Origin of the sequence: Rheinheimera sp. A13L, assembly GCF_000217935.1 — a bacterium.
GTDB lineage: Bacteria > Pseudomonadota > Gammaproteobacteria > Enterobacterales > Alteromonadaceae > Pararheinheimera.
Genome location: NZ_AFHI01000012.1, coordinates 62,048 through 82,699, shown reverse-complemented (window position 1 = coordinate 82,699; position 20,652 = coordinate 62,048). Strand labels below are relative to the sequence as shown.

The window sequence follows — 20,652 nt, the reverse complement described above, 5'->3', positions numbered from 1 at the left end:
TCGCGCTATTATGCGGCTTTGTAACAATCGAAACAACAACACAGAACGATTCTGAATTACAAACCTATGTTTGATAAAACAAAAAACGTTGGGGCGGGTCTTGTACCCGCCCGTCTAAAGGTCACAACGGTGCCAATGGCAGGGCCGGGACATGCCGCCAAATACCACAACGGGCAATAAGACGGATTAAAAACTGCGGGCGACCATAAAGGTCGCCCCTACAATAATTCTAATTAAAATCAATCAATTGTAGGGGCGGGTCTTGTACCCGCCCGTTTTATTCAAGCGGCGCCGGTTTACCTAAGAAATAACCTTGAATACCGTCAATCAATAGAGACTCCAGCATTTGTTTTTCTGCTGCAGTTTCTACATTTTCGGCGAATACAACCACACCAATGCGGTGCGCTAAATCCACCATCAGCCGGACGAAATACTGGTTATTTTTGTCTTCTTCAATTTGTCTGGTGTAGCTGCCATCCATTTTGACAAAATCAGGTTTTAAGTCGCGGAAAAATTTAAAGGAAGTAATACCTGCACCAAATTTTTCCACTGTGACTCTTGAGCCGCACTGATGCAGCATATCAATCAACCTTTTGCTTAACTTCAGGTTTTGCTGCAAACCCCATTCACTGATTTCAAAGACCAATCGTGGAGTCAGTTCGGTTTCTTTTAACAAACGCCGTTCCAGATAACTGATAAAGCCTTCGTCCTGCACCGCATGGGCCGACAGATTCAAACCAAAACTCTGGCCCGGATGGTTAGCCACCAGATTGAGTGCCTGTTCTACGATCATCTGTTCAATCTCGATCAGCTTGTCGAGTTTTTGAGCCATGTCTAAAAATAATGCAGTAGGCAATAACTGATCTTCACTACTGCGAAAACGCACTAATAATTCGGAATAGGTTTTGCTGGTTTTATTCAGTCCCTGGATAGGTTGTGCCAACAAGGTTAAACGCTGACCTTGTAATACATCGTCAATCAGGGTGCGCCAGTTTTTGGTGCTGAAGGACGAATCTGCCGTTTGATCCTGAGTATCGGTAAACAAGTACCATAAGTTACTTTGTTTAGTGACTTTACTTTGTTTGTTTTTTGCCAGACCTAAGGCTGTATCCGCCATCGCCAGCAATTCACCCAAAGGTTTACCCTGAGCCACCTGCACTAAGCCTGTTAATGCCACCGAATCCAGTTGTTTTTGCTGCTGGTAAGCGTCGAAGTTTTGCTGCAACAGTATAACCAGCTCTTCGGTTTGCTCTGTGCTCATCTGTGGGAACAATACACAAAAATCAGTGTTGTTTAAGCGGAATAACGGGCTTTCATCTGACAGTTGAGGCAGTTGCTTTAACAAGTCTGCCATTTCTTTAATATACAAATCGCCAGCCAGATAACCCTGTTTGTGGTTGATCTGAGCCAGACTGTGACAACGTACCAGTAAAAACACCGACTGATACACCGCATTGGCGGCTTTGAGTTGCTGTTCGTAATAACGCACAAATTGCTGACGGTTAGGTAAAGACGTGAGCTGATCATAAAGCGCCAGTTCTAATAAGTAGTCGGTGCCTGAATTATTTGCCTGAGGCTGAAATTGTTGCACTACGGCGGGGGCTTGCTGCACAGCTGCTTCTATAGGATGAGGCGGCAAAGCTTTGAGTTTTTTCGGGCGCCCTGGCTGCAGGTAATAAGGCAATACACCCAGCAGCAGTATGCCAAAAAACAAAAACACACTAAAAAGTTCCAGCGTGCTTAATTGTTCAGATAAAGCCGGTAAAAACTCGACCTGTAAATTATGCGGCTGATCTTTGATCGAAGCCGCAGTAATAGGGCGATCAAACTGAGTCAGCAGCCAGGACGCGAGAGTATGAGCAGGCATAGTATTGCTTTGTTCATGCAGTACCACGCCATCCAGTTGACTGACTTTTAAATAAGGTAAATCGAAACTGCTGCTCAGCTGGCGGGTCAGAATTTTTGTATCGCCGGTTAAATCACTGGCTAACATTTGTTGAATAGCGCTGTAATGCAGCTGGTACAAGCTTTGAATTTGTTGAGCAGCAGCAAACCAGAACAGCCAAAGCGCCAGCAAAGCCGATGCAAAAGCGGCAGTCCAATGACTTAACGCAATAAAGGATGGAGACTTCATAGCAGGCAACCCATACTGAATTTTTGTCCGAGCTTGAACATCAGAAAATAAGCTTAAGGTATTTCAGAGAAAAACACTAAGAAAAAGAAAGAATTAAGTAGGAGTAAAAGAAGTATTTTAGGTGGCTCCCCAGGTTGGACTCGAACCAACGACCTACGGATTAACAGTCCGCCGCTCTAACCGGCTGAGCTACTGAGGAATTGTATACGGTTATCAAATTGTCATTATTTCAGTTGGCTCCCCAGGTTGGGCTCGAACCAACGACCTACGGATTAACAGTCCGCCGCTCTAACCAGCTGAGCTACTGAGGAACTGAAATAATATGTTGAGACTACAGTGGCTCCCCAGGTTGGGCTCGAACCAACGACCTACGGATTAACAGTCCGCCGCTCTAACCAGCTGAGCTACTGAGGAACTGTGTTCTGCAACGGGGCGCAATACTAATGCCCGTCTTAAACACTGTCAACACTTAGACTGGTGCTTTTTCATAAAAGAAGTTCACTTGCTGTTTGTTTAGCCAAAGCCAGTAGAAAAGCTGTGCAATCACACATTATCCCTATGCAAAAGCTATTCGTGCTCTAGTTGCATCAACGAGTTTTGTCAAAGTCAGGCCACTAAAGGGCTGGCGTAAGTTACCCACAGAATCTGTGGATAAGTCTGTGAATTGTTGGCCTGAAGGGTAGGCCAAGCCTTAACAGATAAGGCTTAGCGCCAGATCAATAGGTTTGAGACTAATTTTTTATCCCATATAAAACAATGGCTTACAAATTTGAAAGAACTGAAACTTTATGCATGACAGTACTAAACAAACAAAATTTCTATGCAGAAGCAGATTGTGAACATTTTTTATTATTCCTGTGCAACTTTGCACCAAATTGGCTTTATATTTGTCGCATCGCGGGTAGTGCGAAGTCTGACTTTTCTCTACAATAGCGGCCACTTGCGCTTAAGCTGACTGTTATGACTCAATCTACTTCGAAACGTCCTGATCTGCTCAAAGGTGATATTCAGGCCACTATGAAACAAATGACGGTGCCAGTGCTTTTTGGCATGATCACCTTAATGTCATTTAACCTGGTGGATACCTTCTTTATCAGTATGTTGGGCACGGCTGAACTGGCTGCTGTCAGTTTTACTTTTCCTGTGACTTTTACCGTTATTAGCTTAGCCATAGGCTTAAGCATTGGTACATCAGCTGTGATAGCCCGCGCTTTGGGCGGTGGTGATGAACAAAGTGCCCGCAGTGATGGTTTAGCGGCTTTATGGTTGTCTGCTTATCTGGTTATTGCGTTGTCTGTGGTGGGCTATCTGACGATTGACCCTTTATTTCGAATATTAGGCGCCAAAGACGATACTTTGCCTTTTATTCATGACTATATGGAAATCTGGTTTTTTGGTGCTGTATTTTTAATTACCCCAATGATTGGCAACGCGGTGCTGCGCGCTGCCGGAGATACCAAAACCCCCAGTATTCTGATGGCCTGTGCTGGTTTATTAAATGCCGTGCTGGATCCGATTTTTATTTTTGGCTGGGGACCAGTGCCTGCTATGGGCGTAGCCGGAGCCTCTTTAGCCAGTCTGATCTCCTGGTTATTAGGTTTTGGGCTGATCCTGTATTTGCTGATGGTGCGTCGTAAACTGGTGGATGTAGGGCATCAGCCTTTGAAAGAATTCATCAAAATCAGCCGTAAAATTTTACATATTGGCTTACCCGCTGCTGGTGCCAATATGCTGACCCCTTTGGCTATGGCCATTTTAACAGCCCTGATGGCAAGTTATGGTGCAGAAGCTGTGGCTGCTTTTGGTGTTGGTGCCCGCATCGAAAGTCTTGCTTCCTTAGTTGTATTGGCGCTTTCGATGACCTTACCGCCTTTTGTCAGTCAGAATTATGGCGCCAGTACCTACCAACGTATTGATGATGCGTATCGCAGTTGCATTAAATTTATTCTGGGCTGGCAGTTAGTTGTTTATATAGTGTTAGCTGCCGGAGCCTGGGTGGTGGCCGATCTGTTTACTGAAGATCCGTTAGTGGCACAGTATATTCGCTACTTTATCTGGATTTTGCCTTTAGGTTACGGCTTGCAGGGCATTATTATCCTGACCAATTCCTCGTTTAACGCCTTGCATTTGCCGATGAGTGCGCTGCAACTCAGTGTGATCCGCTTATTTGTATTTTATGTACCTTTTGCTTACCTGGGTGGTTTGTTGGGGGGAGTGATGGGAGTCTTTGTTGGCGGGTTGATTGCGAATGTATTTACTTCAGGTCTGGCTTACAGCTGGTTTAAGCGTAAGCTGATGGCTCTGAGATTAAGTGGAGAGTCCTGATGGATCATTGTGTTGAACAGGCATGTCGCTCAAAGCTTGCAGTCGCTTCAACTGGAGAGCCTTTATGAGTCGTGATTTTGAACTCGTCTCCCATTATCAGCCCGCAGGCGATCAACCTACAGCCATCGCCAAGCTGGTCGAAGGCTTAGAAGCAGGCTTGGCCCATCAAACTTTATTGGGGGTCACAGGCTCTGGTAAAACCTTCACTATGGCCAATGTGATAGCGCAAGTGAACCGGCCTACGCTTATTATGGCGCATAACAAAACCTTGGCGGCACAGCTGTATGGAGAGATGAAAGAGTTTTTCCCGAATAACTCGGTGGAATACTTTGTGTCTTATTACGACTACTACCAACCTGAAGCTTATGTGCCCTCCAGCGATACTTTTATCGAAAAAGACGCCTCTATTAATGAACATATAGAGCAAATGCGTTTGTCGGCCACCAAAGCATTGATGGAAAGACGGGACGTGGTGATTATCGCCTCTGTGTCGGCCATCTATGGTTTGGGCGATCCGGAATCTTATATGAAGATGCTGTTGCATCTCAAAGTGGGCGATATAGTCGATCAGCGTTTTATTTTGCGTCGTCTGGCCGAGCTGCAATACAGCCGCAATGATACAGCTTTTGAACGTGCGACTTACCGTGTACGTGGTGATGTGATCGATGTGTTTCCGGCCGAATCTGATGAAATTGCAGTTCGGATCGAGCTATTTGATGAAGAAATTGAGCGCATCAGTTTATTTGATCCTCTGACAGGTTCAGTGGAAAAAGTAGTTAGCCGTTACACTATTTATCCAAAAACTCACTACGTTACGCCTCGGGAAAAAATTCTTGCGGCCACTGAACGTATTAAAGTGGAGCTGAAAGAGCGCCGCGCTCAATTGCTTTCAGAAAACCGTCTGATAGAAGAGCAGCGTATTGGTCAGCGCACTTTATTTGATTTAGAAATGATGGTGGAGCTTGGCTATTGCTCCGGTATCGAAAACTACTCGCGCTATTTATCAGGCCGGGCAGAAGGCGAGCCACCTCCAACCTTGCTGGATTATTTCCCGGCTGATGGCTTGATGTTTATTGATGAATCTCATGTCACCATTTCGCAAATTGGCGCTATGTATAAAGGCGACCGTTCGCGTAAAGAAAATCTGGTGAACTATGGCTTTCGCCTGCCTTCGGCTTTGGATAACAGGCCACTGAAGTTTGATGAATTTGAATCTATAGCGCCACAACGCATTTATGTGTCGGCCACACCAGCAGATTACGAGCTGAAACAATCGGCTGGCGAAGTGATAGAGCAGGTGGTGCGGCCAACAGGTTTATTAGACCCTGTCATCGAAATTCGCCCTGTAGCCACACAAGTGGACGATTTAATGTCGGAAGCTTTCCGCTGCGCCAAAATTGGTGAGCGGGTACTGGTGACAGTACTGACAAAAAAAATGGCAGAGGATTTAACCGATTATTTAGCAGGCCATGGCGTCAAAGTGCGTTATTTACACTCCGACATCGATACAGTGGAGCGGATGGAAATTATCCGCGATTTACGTTTAGGTGTCTTTGATGTGCTGGTGGGCATTAACCTGCTGCGGGAAGGTCTGGATATTCCGGAAGTGTCCTTAGTGGCTATTCTGGATGCGGATAAAGAAGGCTTTTTACGTTCAGAGCGTTCGCTTATTCAAACCATGGGCCGTGCCGCCCGTAATTTGTATGGGAAAGCTGTGCTCTATGCCGACCGCATAACCGGTTCTATGCAGCGCGCTATTAATGAAACCGAACGCCGCCGTAATAAACAGATTGCTTACAATGAGCTGCATGGCATCACACCAACTGCTATTAAGAAGAAGGTGTCGGATGTGATGGACTTGGGACAGGATGCGGATCTGCCTAAAGTGGCGGAAAAAATCAAACTGGTCAAAGGCAAAACGCCTTATCAACTGCAGGCTGAAATTAAGCAACTGGAGCAAAAAATGCTGCAACATGCCAAAGATCTGGAGTTTGAGCTGGCAGCGCAAATGCGGGATCAAATTCATCATCTACGTGAAGCTTTGCTGGAGATTTAAGTAACGGGGGTCAGAGTAAAATTAAACCGCGGCTTTAATTTTACTCTGACCCACATTTCATGCATTCAATCAGATTTTCCCATTATATTTAATTATCTGTTTGATATTAATACACTTATTTACAAAGCCATTCAGAGAGCATTAACTTTCAGAGCTTTACACTGCCTGCGTTTTCTCAACCAAAAGGTAGTAATTATGAAACGTTCCATGCTCGCTTTACTTATCGCTGTAGTCTCAACTGGTGCAGCAGCGAACAGCTATCAAAATGAATCTTCAGTGGATTATATCAATGGTGATTTAGGCACCTCAGATATTGATTCATGGACACTGAAGCACCAGTATTTTTTTAATGCCGTAGATACCTCAGGCAAAACACCTTTGGCTGAAGCTGCATTTATCAATAAAAATGCCAGCGTGTTTGGCACACTTTCGCATAATCCAATTAGAAATCTAAACGGTAACGCTTGGTCTGTTGGTGGTGAGTATATGGATCAAAGCCATAACTTCTACGGTAAATTGGAATGGACACACTTCAGTGGCACGGATCAACAAGATGTCGATGGTACTGTAGGTTACTTCATCAGCAATGACTGGTTAGTAGGTGCAATTTTTGAGCACGACAGACCAGATCAGGGCGGCAGCCGCACTAACTATGGTGTGATGACCAAAAAGTTATGGGATTTAGGCACGGGCGACATGATCAATCTGGAAGCAGAAATTCTGGATTACCGCCAGGCTTCAACCACCCGTTATGGCGTAGCTGCAGATTATTACTTCGGTAAAAATTTCTCTGCAGGCGTAGGTTACCAGTGGTTATCTGACGGTTTCCTGAGCGAAAGCGATGACAGCCTGAGCCTGCGTGCGAAATGGTTTGCCTTGCCGAACCTCTCATTATCAGCAGGCGTAGCTTTTGATGCGCTGGAAACGGGTGATGATCTGTATCAGTTGGGCGCAAGCTACCGCTTCTAATCTATTGCCCGTCGTATTTGGCGCCGCAGCGTTGTTGGCCGCGCTCGTCGCCTGGCTGCAACACCAACTACTTAGGGCAATGTCAGTTGTAATTGAAGTGATTATGTAAGAAAGGAGCCTCAAGGCTCCTTTCTCTTTTCTGCGGTATTAACTCTCAGTCAACTGCTGCCAGATGGCTTTTGCCACCGGGCCTAGTAACTGATCTTTATGCCGCACTAAATGCACTTCGCCCTGAATAAACTTTGGAAACTCTTTGGGGGTGAGTTGCACTAAAGCACCACATGCAAGTTCGTCTATGATCTGATGCCGTGCCACCATGCCCCAGCCCAAATGGGCTAACAGAGCTTGTTTCATACATAAACTGTTGTTCACTTTTACGCGGCGTGCCGACTGCAGGGGGAGTAATTTTCCGCTGTCAAAGTTCAGCGCTTCTGAATTCGCCATCAATTGAGGCAGTTCGGCCAACTGAGCCTGATGAGTTAAAGGTTCAGCTAGTTGCTGCAGAAATTCGGGACTGGCGACACATAAAATATCAAAATGACCAATAGCCACTGATTCAAAATCGCCGAGACTGATAAACACCGGATACCAGGGGCTTATGGCTAAATCAACCTGCTGATTTTTTAACTTTTCCAGCGCTTGTAGCCGATAGTCGCAGCTTAATAATAATTCGGTATGTGGAAACTGGTGTTGAGCCTGACGAATGGCTGGTAAAAAAGGTGCCAGATCCACAGCTTCGTCAAAAGCCAAAGCTAAACTGGCCTCTGCACCACGGCTTAAATGCTGTGCTAAAGATTTAAGTTGGGCACTTTGATGCAGAAGTTGTTGAGCTTGTTGATAAAAACGTCGGCCAGCTTCGGTAAATTGCAGGCGATATTGACTGCGGTCCACTATAGTAAAACCGCATTCCTGTTCGAGTTTTTTCAGCGCCATACTCAAAGCAGGTTGAGTTTTATGCAATTTAATCGCGGCTTGTAGCAGACTTTCACTGCCTGCCACAGCATCAAGAATATACAGCTGAGTTAAGTTCATCAATTTTTCTTATATAGAACTGAAATAAATATAAATTTTAATCTTATCGTGGCTTTTGTATAGTGCCAGCGCAAATTAAGTGCTGTAGCCAGAACAAAAAAGGGAGAGGTTCAAGTGTCCAGACAAAATATGATCTATGCAGTCTTAACTATGATGTGGCTTGCGGGCTGTTCCGAGCCTGTGGTAACCACAGAACAAAGCCTGAGCAGGCCTGTAAAGTTGCATTTGGTGCAGGATGGCCAGCAAAAATTGATCCGGCAGTTTCCGGCTATAGTTGAACCTACTGAAAACGCCCGCTTAACCTTTCGTGTCAGCGGTAAACTGACTCAATTTTCTATTCGCCCAGGTCAGGAAGTTCAGAAAGGCGACGTACTGGCGCGTTTAGATCCAACTGATTTTAAGCTCAGGGTGGAACAGGCCCAGGCAAAATACCAATTATCCAAAGCTCAGTTCGACAGAGCCGCCAGCCTGATTGGGCAGAATCTGGTGTCGCAGGCCATGTACGATGAAACCAAAGCTCAATTGCAGGTGGCTGACGCCGATTTAAAAACAGCCCAGGCCAATTTAAGTTACACCGAATTAGTGGCGCCTTTTAGCGGCACAGTGTCGCGTTCTTTAGTTGAGAATCATGAAAACGTTGCCGCTCAGCAAGCTATTCTGGAATTGCAGCTTACAGGTATGGTGGATGTGGTGATCCAGGTGCCAGAGGATGTGATAGCGCTGGTGAGAAAAGATGTCAGTTATCAACCGCAGGTGGTTTTTGATTCCTACCCAAGTTTAAGTTATCAAGCTGAAATTAAAGAGTGGGATACCAGAGCTGACAGCGCGACCAACAGCTTTAAAGTGGTGTTCAGTATGGCTGCACCAAAAGAATTTAATGTGCTCTCTGGCATGACAGCAAATGTATTGGCAGATATGAGCAAGTTAATGCGCGCTCAGGCCTCTGTAGTTATGGTGCCTGCCACTGCAGTGTTTGCCGCCAATGATCAGCCTGTGGACGCTGCAGAGCGTTTTGTCTGGGTGTTCAGTGAAGGCAAAGTGAATCGTCGTGCTGTGACAGTAGGGCGTTTAACAGAGCAGGGCATTGAAGTCTTATCAGGTTTAGCCGCAGGGGATCAGGTGGTGACAGCTGGTGTACAGCAACTGACTGAAAACCAGCAGGTCCGTCCATGGCAACGTGAGCGGGGGCTGTAAATCATGGATGTTGCTCAGTATTTTATTAAAAACAAAACCTCGTCCTGGTTGGTAACCGCCATTTTACTGATAGGCGGCATTATGGCCTATTTCGGCCTGGGCCGGTTGGAAGACCCGCAGTTTACGCTGAAACAGGCACTGATCATTACCTCTTACCCTGGCGCTTCACCTTTGCAGGTAGAAGAAGAAGTCAGTTATCCGATTGAAAATGCCATTCAGCAGCTGCCTTATGTGGACCATGTCACCTCTATTTCTACCAATGGCACATCGCAAATTATGGTGGAGATGAAAGGCATTTATCGGGCCACTGAGCTCAAACAAATCTGGGATGAATTGCGCCGTAAGGTGAATGATTTAAGGCCCCAGTTGCCTCCTGGAGTGCAAAGCCCTGTGGTCAATGACGACTTTGGTGATGTATACGGCATGTTGTATGCCATTACAGGAGATGGTTATTCAGACGAGGAAATTCGCGACTATGTCGATTTTTTGCGTCGTGAGCTGGTGCTGGTGGAGGGCGTTGGCAAAGTCTCCGTCAGTGGTCGTCAGCAAGAGCAGGTGGTGGTGGAGATCTCCCGTTCACGTTTAACGGCTTTAGGTATTCCGCCAACACAAATTGCCAGTTTATTGCAAACTCAAAACGTGGTGTCCAATGCCGGTGCTTTGCGGGTGGGGCCTGATCGGATCCGCATTCATCCAACGGGTGAGTTTCAGTCGGTGCAGGAGCTGGAACAGCTGATCATCAGCAACCCAGCCGCTAAAGAACTGATTTACTTAGGTGATGTGGCCAAAGTGTACAAAGATGTGCAGGAAGTGCCGAGCCAGATTATCAAGTTTGATGGTAAAAATACCCTGACGCTGGGGGTTTCTTTCAGCAAAGGCGTGAACGTGGTTGATATAGGCGCTTTAGTCACTCAGCGTCTGACTGAACTGGACTATGCGCGTCCTGTTGGCATGGAAATCAACAGCATTTACAACCAACCTGCTGAAGTAGAAGCCTCTGTTGGTGGTTTTGTGTTAAACCTGCTGGAAGCAGTGGTGATTGTGATTGTCGTGCTGCTGATATTTATGGGGCTGCGCAGTGGTTTGCTGATCGGGCTTATTTTGCTGCTGACCGTACTTGGCACCTTTATTTTTATGCAGCAGATGCAAATTGAGCTGCAGCGGGTATCGCTTGGCGCCTTAATTATTGCTTTGGGCATGCTGGTGGACAACGCCATTGTCATTACCGAAGGTATTTTAATAGGGATGCAACGGCGCTTAAGCATCAGCCAGTCGGCTTCGGCTATTGTAAAACAAACCAAATGGCCTTTATTAGGCGCCACCATCATTGCCATTACCGCTTTTGCCCCTATTGGTTTATCCAGTGATGCGACGGGGGAGTTTGCCGGCAGTTTATTTTGGGTCTTGCTGGTGAGTTTGTTGTTAAGTTGGCTGACCGCTATTACGCTGACGCCCTTTTTTGCCAGCCTGTTTTTTAAAGAAGAATTAAAAGCTGATGTAAATGAGCAGCAGGGCGAAACTGAACTTTACCGTGGTGTTATTTTTGACGGCTACAGAGCAGTTTTAACTGCAGTGCTGAAGTACAGACTGTTAAGTTCTGCCCTGATGATTCTGCTGTTAATTTTGTCTGTGCTTGGTTTTAGCCAAGTGAAACAAGTGTTTTTCCCTGCATCTAACACGCCTATTTTTTTGGTAGATTTATGGCAGCCTGCAGGTACTGATGTACGACAATCCGATGCCGAAGCTTTAGATATAGCAAAGTATCTGAAAACTCTGGAAGGGGTGGAAGCTGTTACTTCCACAGCAGGTCGTGGTGCAGATCGTTTTATGCTGACCTATCAGCCTGAACGTTTTTATGCAGCGTACAGCCAACTGATAGTGCGGGTTGAAGACAAAGCGTTTTTTGTTGAGCGGATGAAGGATGTCGAAGGTTTTATCACAGAACAGCATCCGGGTTTGCAATTCAAACTAAAACGGCTGGATGTGGGGCCTGCAACACCAGCTAAGCTGGAAGCCCGTTTTAGTGGCGCTGATCCTGATGTCTTGCGGCAATTGGCGGAGCAAGCCAAAGCCATTCTGGCAGCAGATGCGGGCACCCGTAATTTACGGGATGACTGGAGCAACAGAGTGAAAGTGATCCGGCCACAGTTTAACGAAGCTGTAGCGCGTAGAGTGGGTATCAGCAAGCAGGATATTGACGATGTGCTGCTGACTCATGTCAATGGCCGCACTGTGGGCATTTACCGGGATGGTACTCATTTGTTACCTATTATCACCAGAGCGCCGGACTCAGAGCGACAAAGTGTCGATGCGCTGGCTGACTTGCAGGTGTATAGCCCTAAACTGAACCGCTATATCCCGATCAGCCAGGTGGTCAGCAGCTTTGATCTGGAATGGGAAGATCCACAAATTAAACGCCGTGACCGTAAACGGACCCTGACTGTGATGGCCGATCATAATATTCTCAGTGACGACACAGCTGCTGCTTTGCTCAACAGAGTGCGACCAGAAATCGAAGCTATTGTGTTGCCACCTGGTTACAGTCTGGAGTGGGGCGGTGAGCTGGAAGCCCAAACCAAGGCGCAAAAGGCCCTGTTCAGCTCTTTGCCATTGGGCTATCTGGTGATGTTTGTGATCACCGTCTTGCTGTTTGGCTCTATGCGGGATTCGCTGGTGATTTGGGCTTGCGTGCCTATGGCACTGATTGGCGTCACACTGGGCTTGCTGGTGGTGAATGTACCTTTTGGCTTTTTAGCCTTGCTGGGGTTTTTAAGTTTGTCTGGCATGCTGGTGAAAAACGGCATAGTGCTGGTGGATCAAATCAAGCTGGAACTCAGCCAGGGGGTGGCACCTTATCAGGCCGTCTACGACAGTGCTGTCAGTCGGGTTCGTCCTGTGTCTATGGGCGCTATTACCACCATTCTGGGCATGGTACCTCTGGTCACGGATGACTTCTTCGCCAGTATGGCCGTGGTTGTTATGTTTGGCTTAGGTTTTGGCACTATCCTGACCTTATTGTTTTTACCTTTGATGTATTGTTCTATTTATCGGATCCCATCAAAAATCCAGCCCTGAACCTCAGAACAGCTGGCATTGTTTATACTGAACAATGCCAGTTGAGCCTGATTTTATCGCCCAGGCCACTTTATCTGGGCGCAGGTCTGGCATGTGTTGGCGGTTAATGGTAAAAACTGGGTCCATATAATTGAAAGCCGCTATATGGATCTCCTGCTTATGAAAAAACTCGCCCTTAGTCTGGCGTGCAGCTTTGTCTTCTCTGTTACTGCTGCCGACCATTTACCGCCTTTGCCTGACTGGCAAGGTGCCAGTTTAAGTTTGATTAAACCCAGCCAGCATCCCTGGGTGACTCCGGCTGAAGTTTCTGATCTGTCCGAAACACCCGACTACGAAACTACCATCAAATATCTGGAACGTCTGGCAGCAAGCACCTCATTAGTAAAGCTGGAAGTGATAGGCCAAAGCCCACAGGGCCGGGCTATTTATCTGGTTAAAGCAGGCACAGATCCGGATATGATAGGCCGGGACGATAAACCGCTGTTATTGGCGCAATCTGGTATTCACAGCGGAGAAATTGACGGCAAAGACGCAGGTTTAATGTTGCTGCGTGACATAGTGCATGGCGACAAAGCCGATTTATTAAAAGAAGTAAACCTGCTGTTTATCCCGATTTTTTCTGTGGATGGTCATGAGCGTAGCGGTAAATACAACCGCATGAATCAACGTGGGCCAGAAACCCAAGGCTGGCGGACCACAGCCCAAAACTTAAATTTAAACCGTGATTATACGAAAGCTGAAGCCCCTGAGATGCAGGCGCTGCTGAAGTTACTGAATCGTTATCAGCCGGATTTATATCTGGACTTGCATGTTACAGACGGTGAAGACTACCAGTACGATATCACTTATGGTTTTAACGAACCTTTTGCGGCCACCAGCCCTAATGCAGCCAGCTGGCTTGCCAGCAGTTTCCGTCCTGCTATGGATCAGGCTTTGAGCGAAGCCGGTCATATTCCCGGCCCTCTGGTGTTTGCCTACGACAGTACAGACTTCAGCAAAGGTATAACTGGCGCAACCTCCAGCCCACGTTTTTCTAATGGTTATGGGGATGTGCGGCATATTCCGACAGTACTGGTGGAGAACCACAGCTTAAAACCTTATAAACAACGGGTGTTAGGCACTTATGTGCTGCTGGAACAGAGTTTGAAACTGCTGCAGCAACAAGGAGCTGTGCTGAAACTGGCGAAAAAAGCCGATGAAAATGCCCGGCCTCAGCGCCAGGTATTGGCGTGGAAAGCCAGTGAAACACCAGACTTTATCAGTTTCAAGGGTGTGGAAGCTGTGCAGAAAAAAGATGCTGTTACAGGTGTGACTTATCAAACCTGGACGGGCAAGCCAGTGCTGTTTGACCAGTTGCCTGTGTACTGGGAAAAAGAAGTTGCGGCAGAAATTGATGTACCCAAAGCCTACTGGATCCCACCAGAGCAGCAAGAAGTGATCGCCAAACTGGCCTTGCATGGCGTGCAGTTTACCAGCTTAAAATCGCCAAAAACGGTGCAGTTGCAGCAGTTAACCGCTGTTTCGCATCAATTTGCCGATAAACCTTTTGAGGGTCGTTTTGGCGTTACCGCTGAATTTAGCCGTAACTGGCAAAAAATCCGTTTACCTGCAGGTTCAGTCCGTGTCAGCACAGACCAGCCTTTAGGTGCTTTGGCTGTGGCATTACTGGAGCCCACAGCACCGGATTCGTTATTCAGCTGGGGTTATATGCCTGGCATGTTTGAGCGGACAGAGTACTTTGAAACCTACGCTATAGTGCCCTTGATTGAAACTGCATTGAAGCAGGATAAAAAGCTTAAAGCTGAATTTGAAGAGGCGCTAAAGCAAGATAAAAAGCTGGCCGCAGACTCCAAAGCCAAGCTGCAATGGCTGTATCAGCGCATGCCATACTACGATCAAAACTACCTGAAATACCCAATATTGATTGAATAACTGACCAGAGGGCAGAGTATTGACTCTGCCCTCTGGTTTTCCAGCAGAAAAATTACTATGCCTTCCATGATCAACTCTTTGATTATCATCTTTATCGCCAAACACCCGCAGAACTGTTAGTTAACTTCCATATAACACTAAATAAGAAGCCCCCAGCGGCGGTACATAAATTTTTCGGCCTGCTGTGTTAAATCTAATCAGAGGCATTGCCAAAATCAAAACAAAGTACTAACTTGGAACAGGAACAAAAAAGCTTGTCAGGTGCTGAGAACTTAGAATATGTGCCGAAGAACTGAACGTATCAGCATAGGACCTGATTTCGATTATCATGCTTTTACCTTTTGTGGCTCTATCAGTTGTGAGGTGCTAGAAATTGATTGGAAAAGTTAGCAAAAATTTAATTTGGACTTTTGTTTCTGTATTGGTTACTGGTTTTTTTGTAGGTGCGTATAAAATCTTTACGGAAGAAGCATATTTAGAGTTTTTATCATGGGTTTTTTTTTCCATCGTATTCATGGTGCTATTATTTTCAGTTTCTTCTATATTTTTTCTAGTTAAATTTCGTGGTTTTATTTCTATTTTTCTCTCAATTATTAGCTTATGGTTTTTGTATTTGTCTGTTAGTTATGCTTCAGAAGTGTTTCATATTCATGTGATGAATGATGGAGATCCAAAAGTTGTAATTGTCCTTCCTAGGGATTCTTTTGGGTTAAATAAATTACCTCAATTGAATGGTCTCGCTTTGAGCTTAGATGCAAATATTTACTATGGTGATGTGCTAGTCGATTTGGTGGTTATATATTCTGATTACGCTGGGGAATTTAGTAATACATTAGTTTTTGATGTGTTGAAGAGCAAAAGTAACATTATAGGATATGTAGAGGTTAATAAAGAATCGAACGCAATTAAAAGTACCATTAATTTAAAATCTAAATCGGCTGGAGTAGGTGATTTTTTTTCTACCGAAATAGGACCGGACTCTTTCAGAAGGGTTTACGAAAATGACAAAGCCAGTGTTTCGCTCGAAATGAATTATGTAAGAATTCCACATTCTTTTGGTGTTGTATCGCAATTTAATTTTGGAAGCGCGTCGAAAACTAGCCGGTTGAGACAAGAAGAAGTGATCTCTAAAGAGATTCCATATGATAAAAGTTTAGTAAATCAATCAATCGATGTTTCCATATATAGTTTACTGAGTAGATATTCGGAAATGACAGGGGGGGAATACTCATTATGTGATTCATTAGATGCCTTTGAGGATAAATATTCGGCTCACGATATAATTTCTTATCGTACTGTCGATAAGTTTTTCAATGTTTATTCATGTTATCCTAAGATTTCTTCACGCTTACAAGAAAAAATAGATTCAATCCAGGTTAGTGATGACGTGTTTGATAGTTCGATTCTGCCTTACTTGATAGCAGTAAAAGGAGTAAATTCGAAACACTTCAAATTGGAAAAAGACAGAGCTAGTAAATTTGATGATTACTATAAAAATCTCAATGTATGTGAGTCAATTTCTATCTTCTCAATTAAAAAGTTAAAATGTGTTATAAGTTTGCACGATACTTTGGGGTTAAATGATAAGGAGAGCGTGTTTTTTAAAAGTTATTATAATGATCTTGTTGATGATTCCACTTTTGATTTTAATATTCATCTAGAGCATATGCTGAATGATGCAAATCGTACGGAAAATTATTTTAATCTAGAAGAGGCGTTTTATCGCGAAACTATTGAAAGCGTTTCATTTGTTATGGGTTCTCTCAATAGATATTTTAATCTGAAAGGCAAATGTGACGATACTCTTTTGCTAAGCGTGCTTTTAAATCCAAATTTAAAAAAATTGAAGGGGAATTCTGATATTAAAGATGATTTAGCCCGTGATGTAAGGGCGATTGTTTCTAAATCTACTGGTTGTGATATTGACTCGATAAATTTTTATAGATTTTTGACTGGGAATGAAATTCAGTCTGATCTGAGTGCGAAATATAAATTTATTATTGAATACGCGTCGAGTAAAGGTAAAATTAAAAATATGCGTTCATTCGTCGATGCTATAATAATGTCCAATTATCTTTCTGTTGGATATTTGCCTAAAAATAATTATTATAATTCAATGTTAGCTATCTCGTCAGCTGACTATTCAGATATTAATTTGATAAGATTTGGCATTAAGCGGTTTTTAGATGATTTAACATTTGGTCGTTCTATTTTTGAATCAAAAGCGTCTTTGATCGATAGCTATTCAGATTCGGAGGTGATTAGTTTAATTGAAGATCCGCAGCTTTTGAAGTCTATAATTGAGGGGGCCGTTCCAGATGATCTTGAAAAATTACTTATAGAAACTTTCAGCATGAAAAATATCATAATCGGGGATGATATAGATTATTTAAATAACTCTATTTTTTATTTAGATGGCAAAAAGTTTTTTAAGCACTCATTAAAGAATGACAAGTATAGGGAGTTTATGCTTTTTTTTCTGCTTGGACGTAAGAGTCATAGCTCTTTCATGGATGACAAGGCTCATCATAGGGCTTTAGATATGTTGTCTGCTGGCGATGATCATGAAATCAAATCTCCTGAATTAATGCACTATAATATTTACATGGCAATTAAAGAAAATGAGTACTCTTCAGCAATTGATATGATAAGAGAGCTAATTAATTTTGATGGCTCGAAGAGTGAATTCTATAACTATATAATCAGCTTGTTAGCAAGGGATGATTTTACTATATGCGGAAGAAGAGTAGTTGACGTTTCTTTGTATTTAGAAAATTTGTTTAATTTTAATCCAAACCAGCATTACTGGGATTTGGCAGTTGACGCTGAGAATAGATTTTCTAAAAGCGGAAAAAGCGATTATTCTTTACAGAGCCATACTGATCATAGTTATGGTTCCTTTCATTATCGATTAGTGTATTATTTTTTATTAAATAGTGATCAGGTAGAGGAAGAAAGTGATATGTTTTTTTATGATGCTTTGCAAGGTTGTTACAGTAATTAACATAGCTTGGTTATTAAGTGTTGAAGAAGTTACTTTTATTGTTTGTAGTATAATGGGTTGAGTGTACGTGTTTTTTTGCGAAACTCACAATGATTATGACCAATTTTATATTAATTCTGACTTGTGTTTCAGTGTTGCTCAAAAGAGCATATCATATATTTTTTGGGCTGAAAAATAATATTCAAAAAAATCTCTTGGTAAGAAGGATTATTTTTAGACTAAGTTTTATTTCGGATAATATGTTTTAATTTATTATATTCCCTCTTAGTGAATTTATTGATGCACGCTAACTGATCTTGGTTTGTCTCCTCAAGGATACTTTCCGAAGCCAATCGATTTCATATTTTCCCCCTCAAATCCTCATCTCAGCGTTGCCAAAAAGTGGATAACATACTACCTTGGAACGGGACAAAAAATATGGCCGTGGGTGCATAGACTCGAAGGTATGTGCTGTACTTCTTAAAGTATTTGCGTAGGAGCGGATTTTGAAATGCCGTCTCTTATCTTGTTAAGGCCAAATACAATGATGCACGTTAATAGTCATTAACGTGCGCGGGAAAAATAGTGATTATTCGGAGTTCTATTTTCGGGTTTAGGCTAAATCTCAAGTTGCTGTAAAGCCAAAGAAAAAGAGAAGCATACTCTGAAGGGTATTGATATTCACCCACACAAGTTACAACTATTGCAATAAGCTGACTTGGTTATCTTCTGAAGATCAATCCGGGTTAGTTCTCCACAAGGTTTTGCATTTTTACAACTGAGTGGCTAATCAAAACCAGCCAAACAACAGGCCTCGCTGTCCCTCAAACCTCAGCTGATTCAGACCGTATCACTTGCTTATCCTGCCTGCTAAATACGATGCCACTTAAACACAATAGGGTGATAAAGAGCAGGGCATTGGCTGGGGCCTGTAAATTAAAATCCACCAGGTTATGGATCAGCATATGAAGGATGGCAACAGCACAACCGAAGGCTATGCCTCTGCTGAGTTTGTTGTGTTTGATTCTCATGGTTTGAAGGTTCAGCCAGAGCAGCCAAAACAGCCATACCCCAAGTAACAGGGTGACAGGCACACCTAATTCAATGGCAAACTGCAGGTATTCATTATGAGCATGGTCATAAAACCAATGGTAGTGGTTCGGCTGATAAGCCGGAAATACAGTGTAAAAGCTGCCGCCGCCATGCCCAAACCAGGGCGCGTCTGCAATGATAGGCAGACTATCCTTCACCACGTCATCACGGGTTTCTGAAGCAAAGGAGGTTTCTTCGTAACGCTGCTGCAGCTTCTCAAGGCCAAATAAAGAACCTATGGCAATCAAGTCAACTACAAAAAGACTGATCAGCAGTGGCTTGAGCAGTACAGGTTTATGTTTGTAAAACCAAATGGCGTAAAAAGAGACCAGCACTAATGCGGTGAAAAAAGCCGCATTTCCCATACGGGAGCGGCTTAGCACCAGCCCAATCATCATAATGATCAGTGCCAGACGCAGTAAAATTTTGCTGCTGAGTAAAGACCCCAGCACAGTACGGCTTACTTTTCGCCAGTTCCACTTCATAGCTCGACTGGATAACTCGGCCATCAGCAACCCAACACCCAATGCCAGTGTCATGGCCATATAGTTAGCAAAATGATTCTGGTACACAAAAGAGCCTCTGGCTCTGTTGCCCTCTGCCACTGCAAAAATGGGCGAGAGTTCAACCCCCTGTAAATTCAGCATGGCACCATAAGAGGCCTGAAATACACCGCTGGCAATGACGGTATAACACAGCAGTTTGAGTGCGCTGTCGCTACGAAAATAACTGGTGATAAGCCAGGCAAAGAGCCCATAAAACAAGGTTTTAAACCAGAGTATTTCAGTTTGATTGGGATCCACAGTAGTTAGCCATGCAGATGGAGACCAAAGTTGTGCCGTTAAGACCCCTAATACAAGCACAAAAGGCAGCAGGCTCAGCTGTTGCCAGCGCCCGGTAAACCAGGGGCTGCGGCCTGTGCAGACTGAAACCAGGTGCAGGCTGAAAATCAGTGCGATTAAAAGTTCAAGCAGTGTCCAGGCCCATGGCCTGTTGCTGGCTAAGGGGATAGGCGACCAGACTAAGGTAAAGCAACACAATAAGCGGATGCTAGTGGCCACTCGCTCTGGTGTTAGTCTGGAGTGAGTGGGTTGATGCGCTCTCTGTAAATAACGCTCAGTGAGCAAAGCTGTAGTTTCATGTAATACAGTGGTCGTCATCAGAGATCGTTTTCCCTTTGCAAAGTGGCCTTGCCTGCCCGGAAGGATCCGAAATAGCCTGACGCAACGCCAAAAATACAAAGGGCCCAAAGGCCCTTATCAACAGAGCGGGTGAGTTCAGAAGCTCAGATCAGTTTATGGACACAGTACCTCCACCACCGCCGGAACCACCACCAAAGCCAGTGCCACCAGGTGCTGGTGCTCCCGGACCTGCAACAGTGCCAGTGCCGCCACCCGAAGCTGTAGCTTGCGCTATCAGACTCTGATCCACACCTGCTGATGCTGCCGCAACTGCGGTGATGCTATCAGCAGACATACCAGCGGCCGTTGCTGCAGCCAGCACAGCACTGACTGCGTCGTTACACAAACTCAGGCTTAGATTCAGATCCGGATCGCCAGGCCGCACCACACACAATATTGCCGCTGCTTCCAGCGCTGTTTGCAAAATAGCTTCTTTACTTGCCTGATCCGGAGCAGCTTCAATCAAGGCCTGAGTTTCAGCTTTGATATCAGCTAAAGTACGGCTTTCTGCTTGCACAGAGGTCATATTTTGGCTTTGATACTGAGCAATCTTTGCCTGATTCAGAGTAACAAGGGCTTCAACAGCGGCAGCATCCTGTGCCATGGCCGGAACTGAACTAAACACTGCGGCTGCAAACCAAATTGCAGCGAAAGTTATGACTTTTTTCATTTTTTGTAT

The 20,652-nt window shown here is 44.5% G+C and carries 11 protein-coding genes and 3 tRNA genes; 7 read left to right on the top strand and 7 right to left on the bottom strand.

The window, feature by feature from the left end:
• Positions 1-277: 277 nt before the first annotated feature.
• From RHEIN_RS07810 to RHEIN_RS07795, 4 genes are all read right to left on the bottom strand, one after another.
• Positions 278-2,134, bottom strand: a complete 1,857-nt coding sequence (locus RHEIN_RS07810; protein ID WP_008898434.1) for an EAL domain-containing protein — start codon at positions 2,132-2,134, stop codon at positions 278-280.
• A 122-nt stretch (positions 2,135-2,256) separates the two neighbouring features.
• A tRNA-Asn gene (locus RHEIN_RS07805) sits at positions 2,257-2,333 on the bottom strand.
• A 35-nt stretch (positions 2,334-2,368) separates the two neighbouring features.
• A tRNA-Asn gene (locus RHEIN_RS07800) sits at positions 2,369-2,445 on the bottom strand.
• A 26-nt stretch (positions 2,446-2,471) separates the two neighbouring features.
• Positions 2,472-2,548, bottom strand: a tRNA-Asn gene (locus tag RHEIN_RS07795).
• A gap of 546 nt (positions 2,549-3,094) precedes the next feature.
• Between RHEIN_RS07795 and RHEIN_RS07790 the strand changes: the two genes are divergently transcribed.
• The 3 genes from RHEIN_RS07790 to RHEIN_RS07780 all read left to right on the top strand — a co-directional run bounded on the left by RHEIN_RS07790 (position 3,095) and on the right by RHEIN_RS07780 (position 7,484).
• Positions 3,095-4,459, top strand: a complete 1,365-nt coding sequence (locus tag RHEIN_RS07790) for an MATE family efflux transporter (protein ID WP_008898433.1) — start codon at positions 3,095-3,097, stop codon at positions 4,457-4,459.
• A 64-nt stretch (positions 4,460-4,523) separates the two neighbouring features.
• Complete coding sequence (gene uvrB / locus RHEIN_RS07785) at positions 4,524-6,515, top strand: excinuclease ABC subunit UvrB (protein WP_008898432.1); 1,992 nt, start codon at positions 4,524-4,526, stop codon at positions 6,513-6,515.
• Between the two features lie 195 nt (positions 6,516-6,710).
• Positions 6,711-7,484 (top strand): putative porin, encoded by a 774-nt coding sequence (locus RHEIN_RS07780; protein WP_008898431.1) that lies wholly within the window; start codon positions 6,711-6,713, stop codon positions 7,482-7,484.
• Positions 7,485-7,631: 147 nt separating this feature from the next.
• On the opposite strand, the gene RHEIN_RS07775 is transcribed toward RHEIN_RS07780, so the two are convergent.
• Positions 7,632-8,516 carry a LysR family transcriptional regulator gene (locus RHEIN_RS07775; protein WP_008898430.1) on the bottom strand — a complete coding sequence of 295 codons (885 nt, stop codon included), beginning with the start codon at positions 8,514-8,516 and terminating at the stop codon, positions 7,632-7,634.
• A 114-nt stretch (positions 8,517-8,630) separates the two neighbouring features.
• Between RHEIN_RS07775 and RHEIN_RS07770 the strand changes: the two genes are divergently transcribed.
• The 4 genes from RHEIN_RS07770 to RHEIN_RS07755 all read left to right on the top strand — a co-directional run bounded on the left by RHEIN_RS07770 (position 8,631) and on the right by RHEIN_RS07755 (position 17,721).
• Complete coding sequence (locus RHEIN_RS07770; protein ID WP_008898429.1) at positions 8,631-9,710, top strand: efflux RND transporter periplasmic adaptor subunit; 1,080 nt, start codon at positions 8,631-8,633, stop codon at positions 9,708-9,710.
• A 3-nt stretch (positions 9,711-9,713) separates the two neighbouring features.
• Positions 9,714-12,785: an efflux RND transporter permease subunit gene (locus RHEIN_RS07765; protein WP_008898428.1), complete on the top strand. Its 3,072-nt coding sequence runs from the start codon at positions 9,714-9,716 to the stop codon at positions 12,783-12,785.
• 159 nt (positions 12,786-12,944) lie between these two features.
• Positions 12,945-14,717 (top strand): M14 family metallopeptidase, encoded by a 1,773-nt coding sequence (locus RHEIN_RS07760; RefSeq protein ID WP_008898427.1) that lies wholly within the window; start codon positions 12,945-12,947, stop codon positions 14,715-14,717.
• A gap of 373 nt (positions 14,718-15,090) precedes the next feature.
• A complete protein-coding gene (locus tag RHEIN_RS07755; protein ID WP_008898426.1) occupies positions 15,091-17,721 on the top strand; it encodes a hypothetical protein in 2,631 nt (876 codons plus the stop codon).
• Between the two features lie 803 nt (positions 17,722-18,524).
• On the opposite strand, the gene RHEIN_RS07750 is transcribed toward RHEIN_RS07755, so the two are convergent.
• Positions 18,525-19,952 (bottom strand): O-antigen ligase family protein, encoded by a 1,428-nt coding sequence (locus tag RHEIN_RS07750; protein ID WP_008898425.1) that lies wholly within the window; start codon positions 19,950-19,952, stop codon positions 18,525-18,527.
• A 130-nt stretch (positions 19,953-20,082) separates the two neighbouring features.
• Positions 20,083-20,643 carry a hypothetical protein gene (locus RHEIN_RS20350; protein WP_008898424.1) on the bottom strand — a complete coding sequence of 187 codons (561 nt, stop codon included), beginning with the start codon at positions 20,641-20,643 and terminating at the stop codon, positions 20,083-20,085.
• Positions 20,644-20,652: the final 9 nt, after the last annotated feature.

Coding starts and splice junctions, on each gene's coding strand:
- RHEIN_RS07750 (WP_008898425.1), bottom strand. CDS start 19,952: ATGACGACCACTGTATTACATGAAACTACAGCTTTGCTCACTGAGCGT.
- RHEIN_RS07775 (WP_008898430.1), bottom strand. CDS start 8,516: ATGAACTTAACTCAGCTGTATATTCTTGATGCTGTGGCAGGCAGTGAA.
- RHEIN_RS07765 (WP_008898428.1), top strand. CDS start 9,714: ATGGATGTTGCTCAGTATTTTATTAAAAACAAAACCTCGTCCTGGTTG.
- RHEIN_RS07760 (WP_008898427.1), top strand. CDS start 12,945: ATGAAAAAACTCGCCCTTAGTCTGGCGTGCAGCTTTGTCTTCTCTGTT.
- RHEIN_RS20350 (WP_008898424.1), bottom strand. CDS start 20,643: ATGAAAAAAGTCATAACTTTCGCTGCAATTTGGTTTGCAGCCGCAGTG.
- RHEIN_RS07810 (WP_008898434.1), bottom strand. CDS start 2,134: ATGAAGTCTCCATCCTTTATTGCGTTAAGTCATTGGACTGCCGCTTTT.
- RHEIN_RS07780 (WP_008898431.1), top strand. CDS start 6,711: ATGAAACGTTCCATGCTCGCTTTACTTATCGCTGTAGTCTCAACTGGT.
- uvrB (WP_008898432.1), top strand. CDS start 4,524: ATGAGTCGTGATTTTGAACTCGTCTCCCATTATCAGCCCGCAGGCGAT.
- RHEIN_RS07790 (WP_008898433.1), top strand. CDS start 3,095: ATGACTCAATCTACTTCGAAACGTCCTGATCTGCTCAAAGGTGATATT.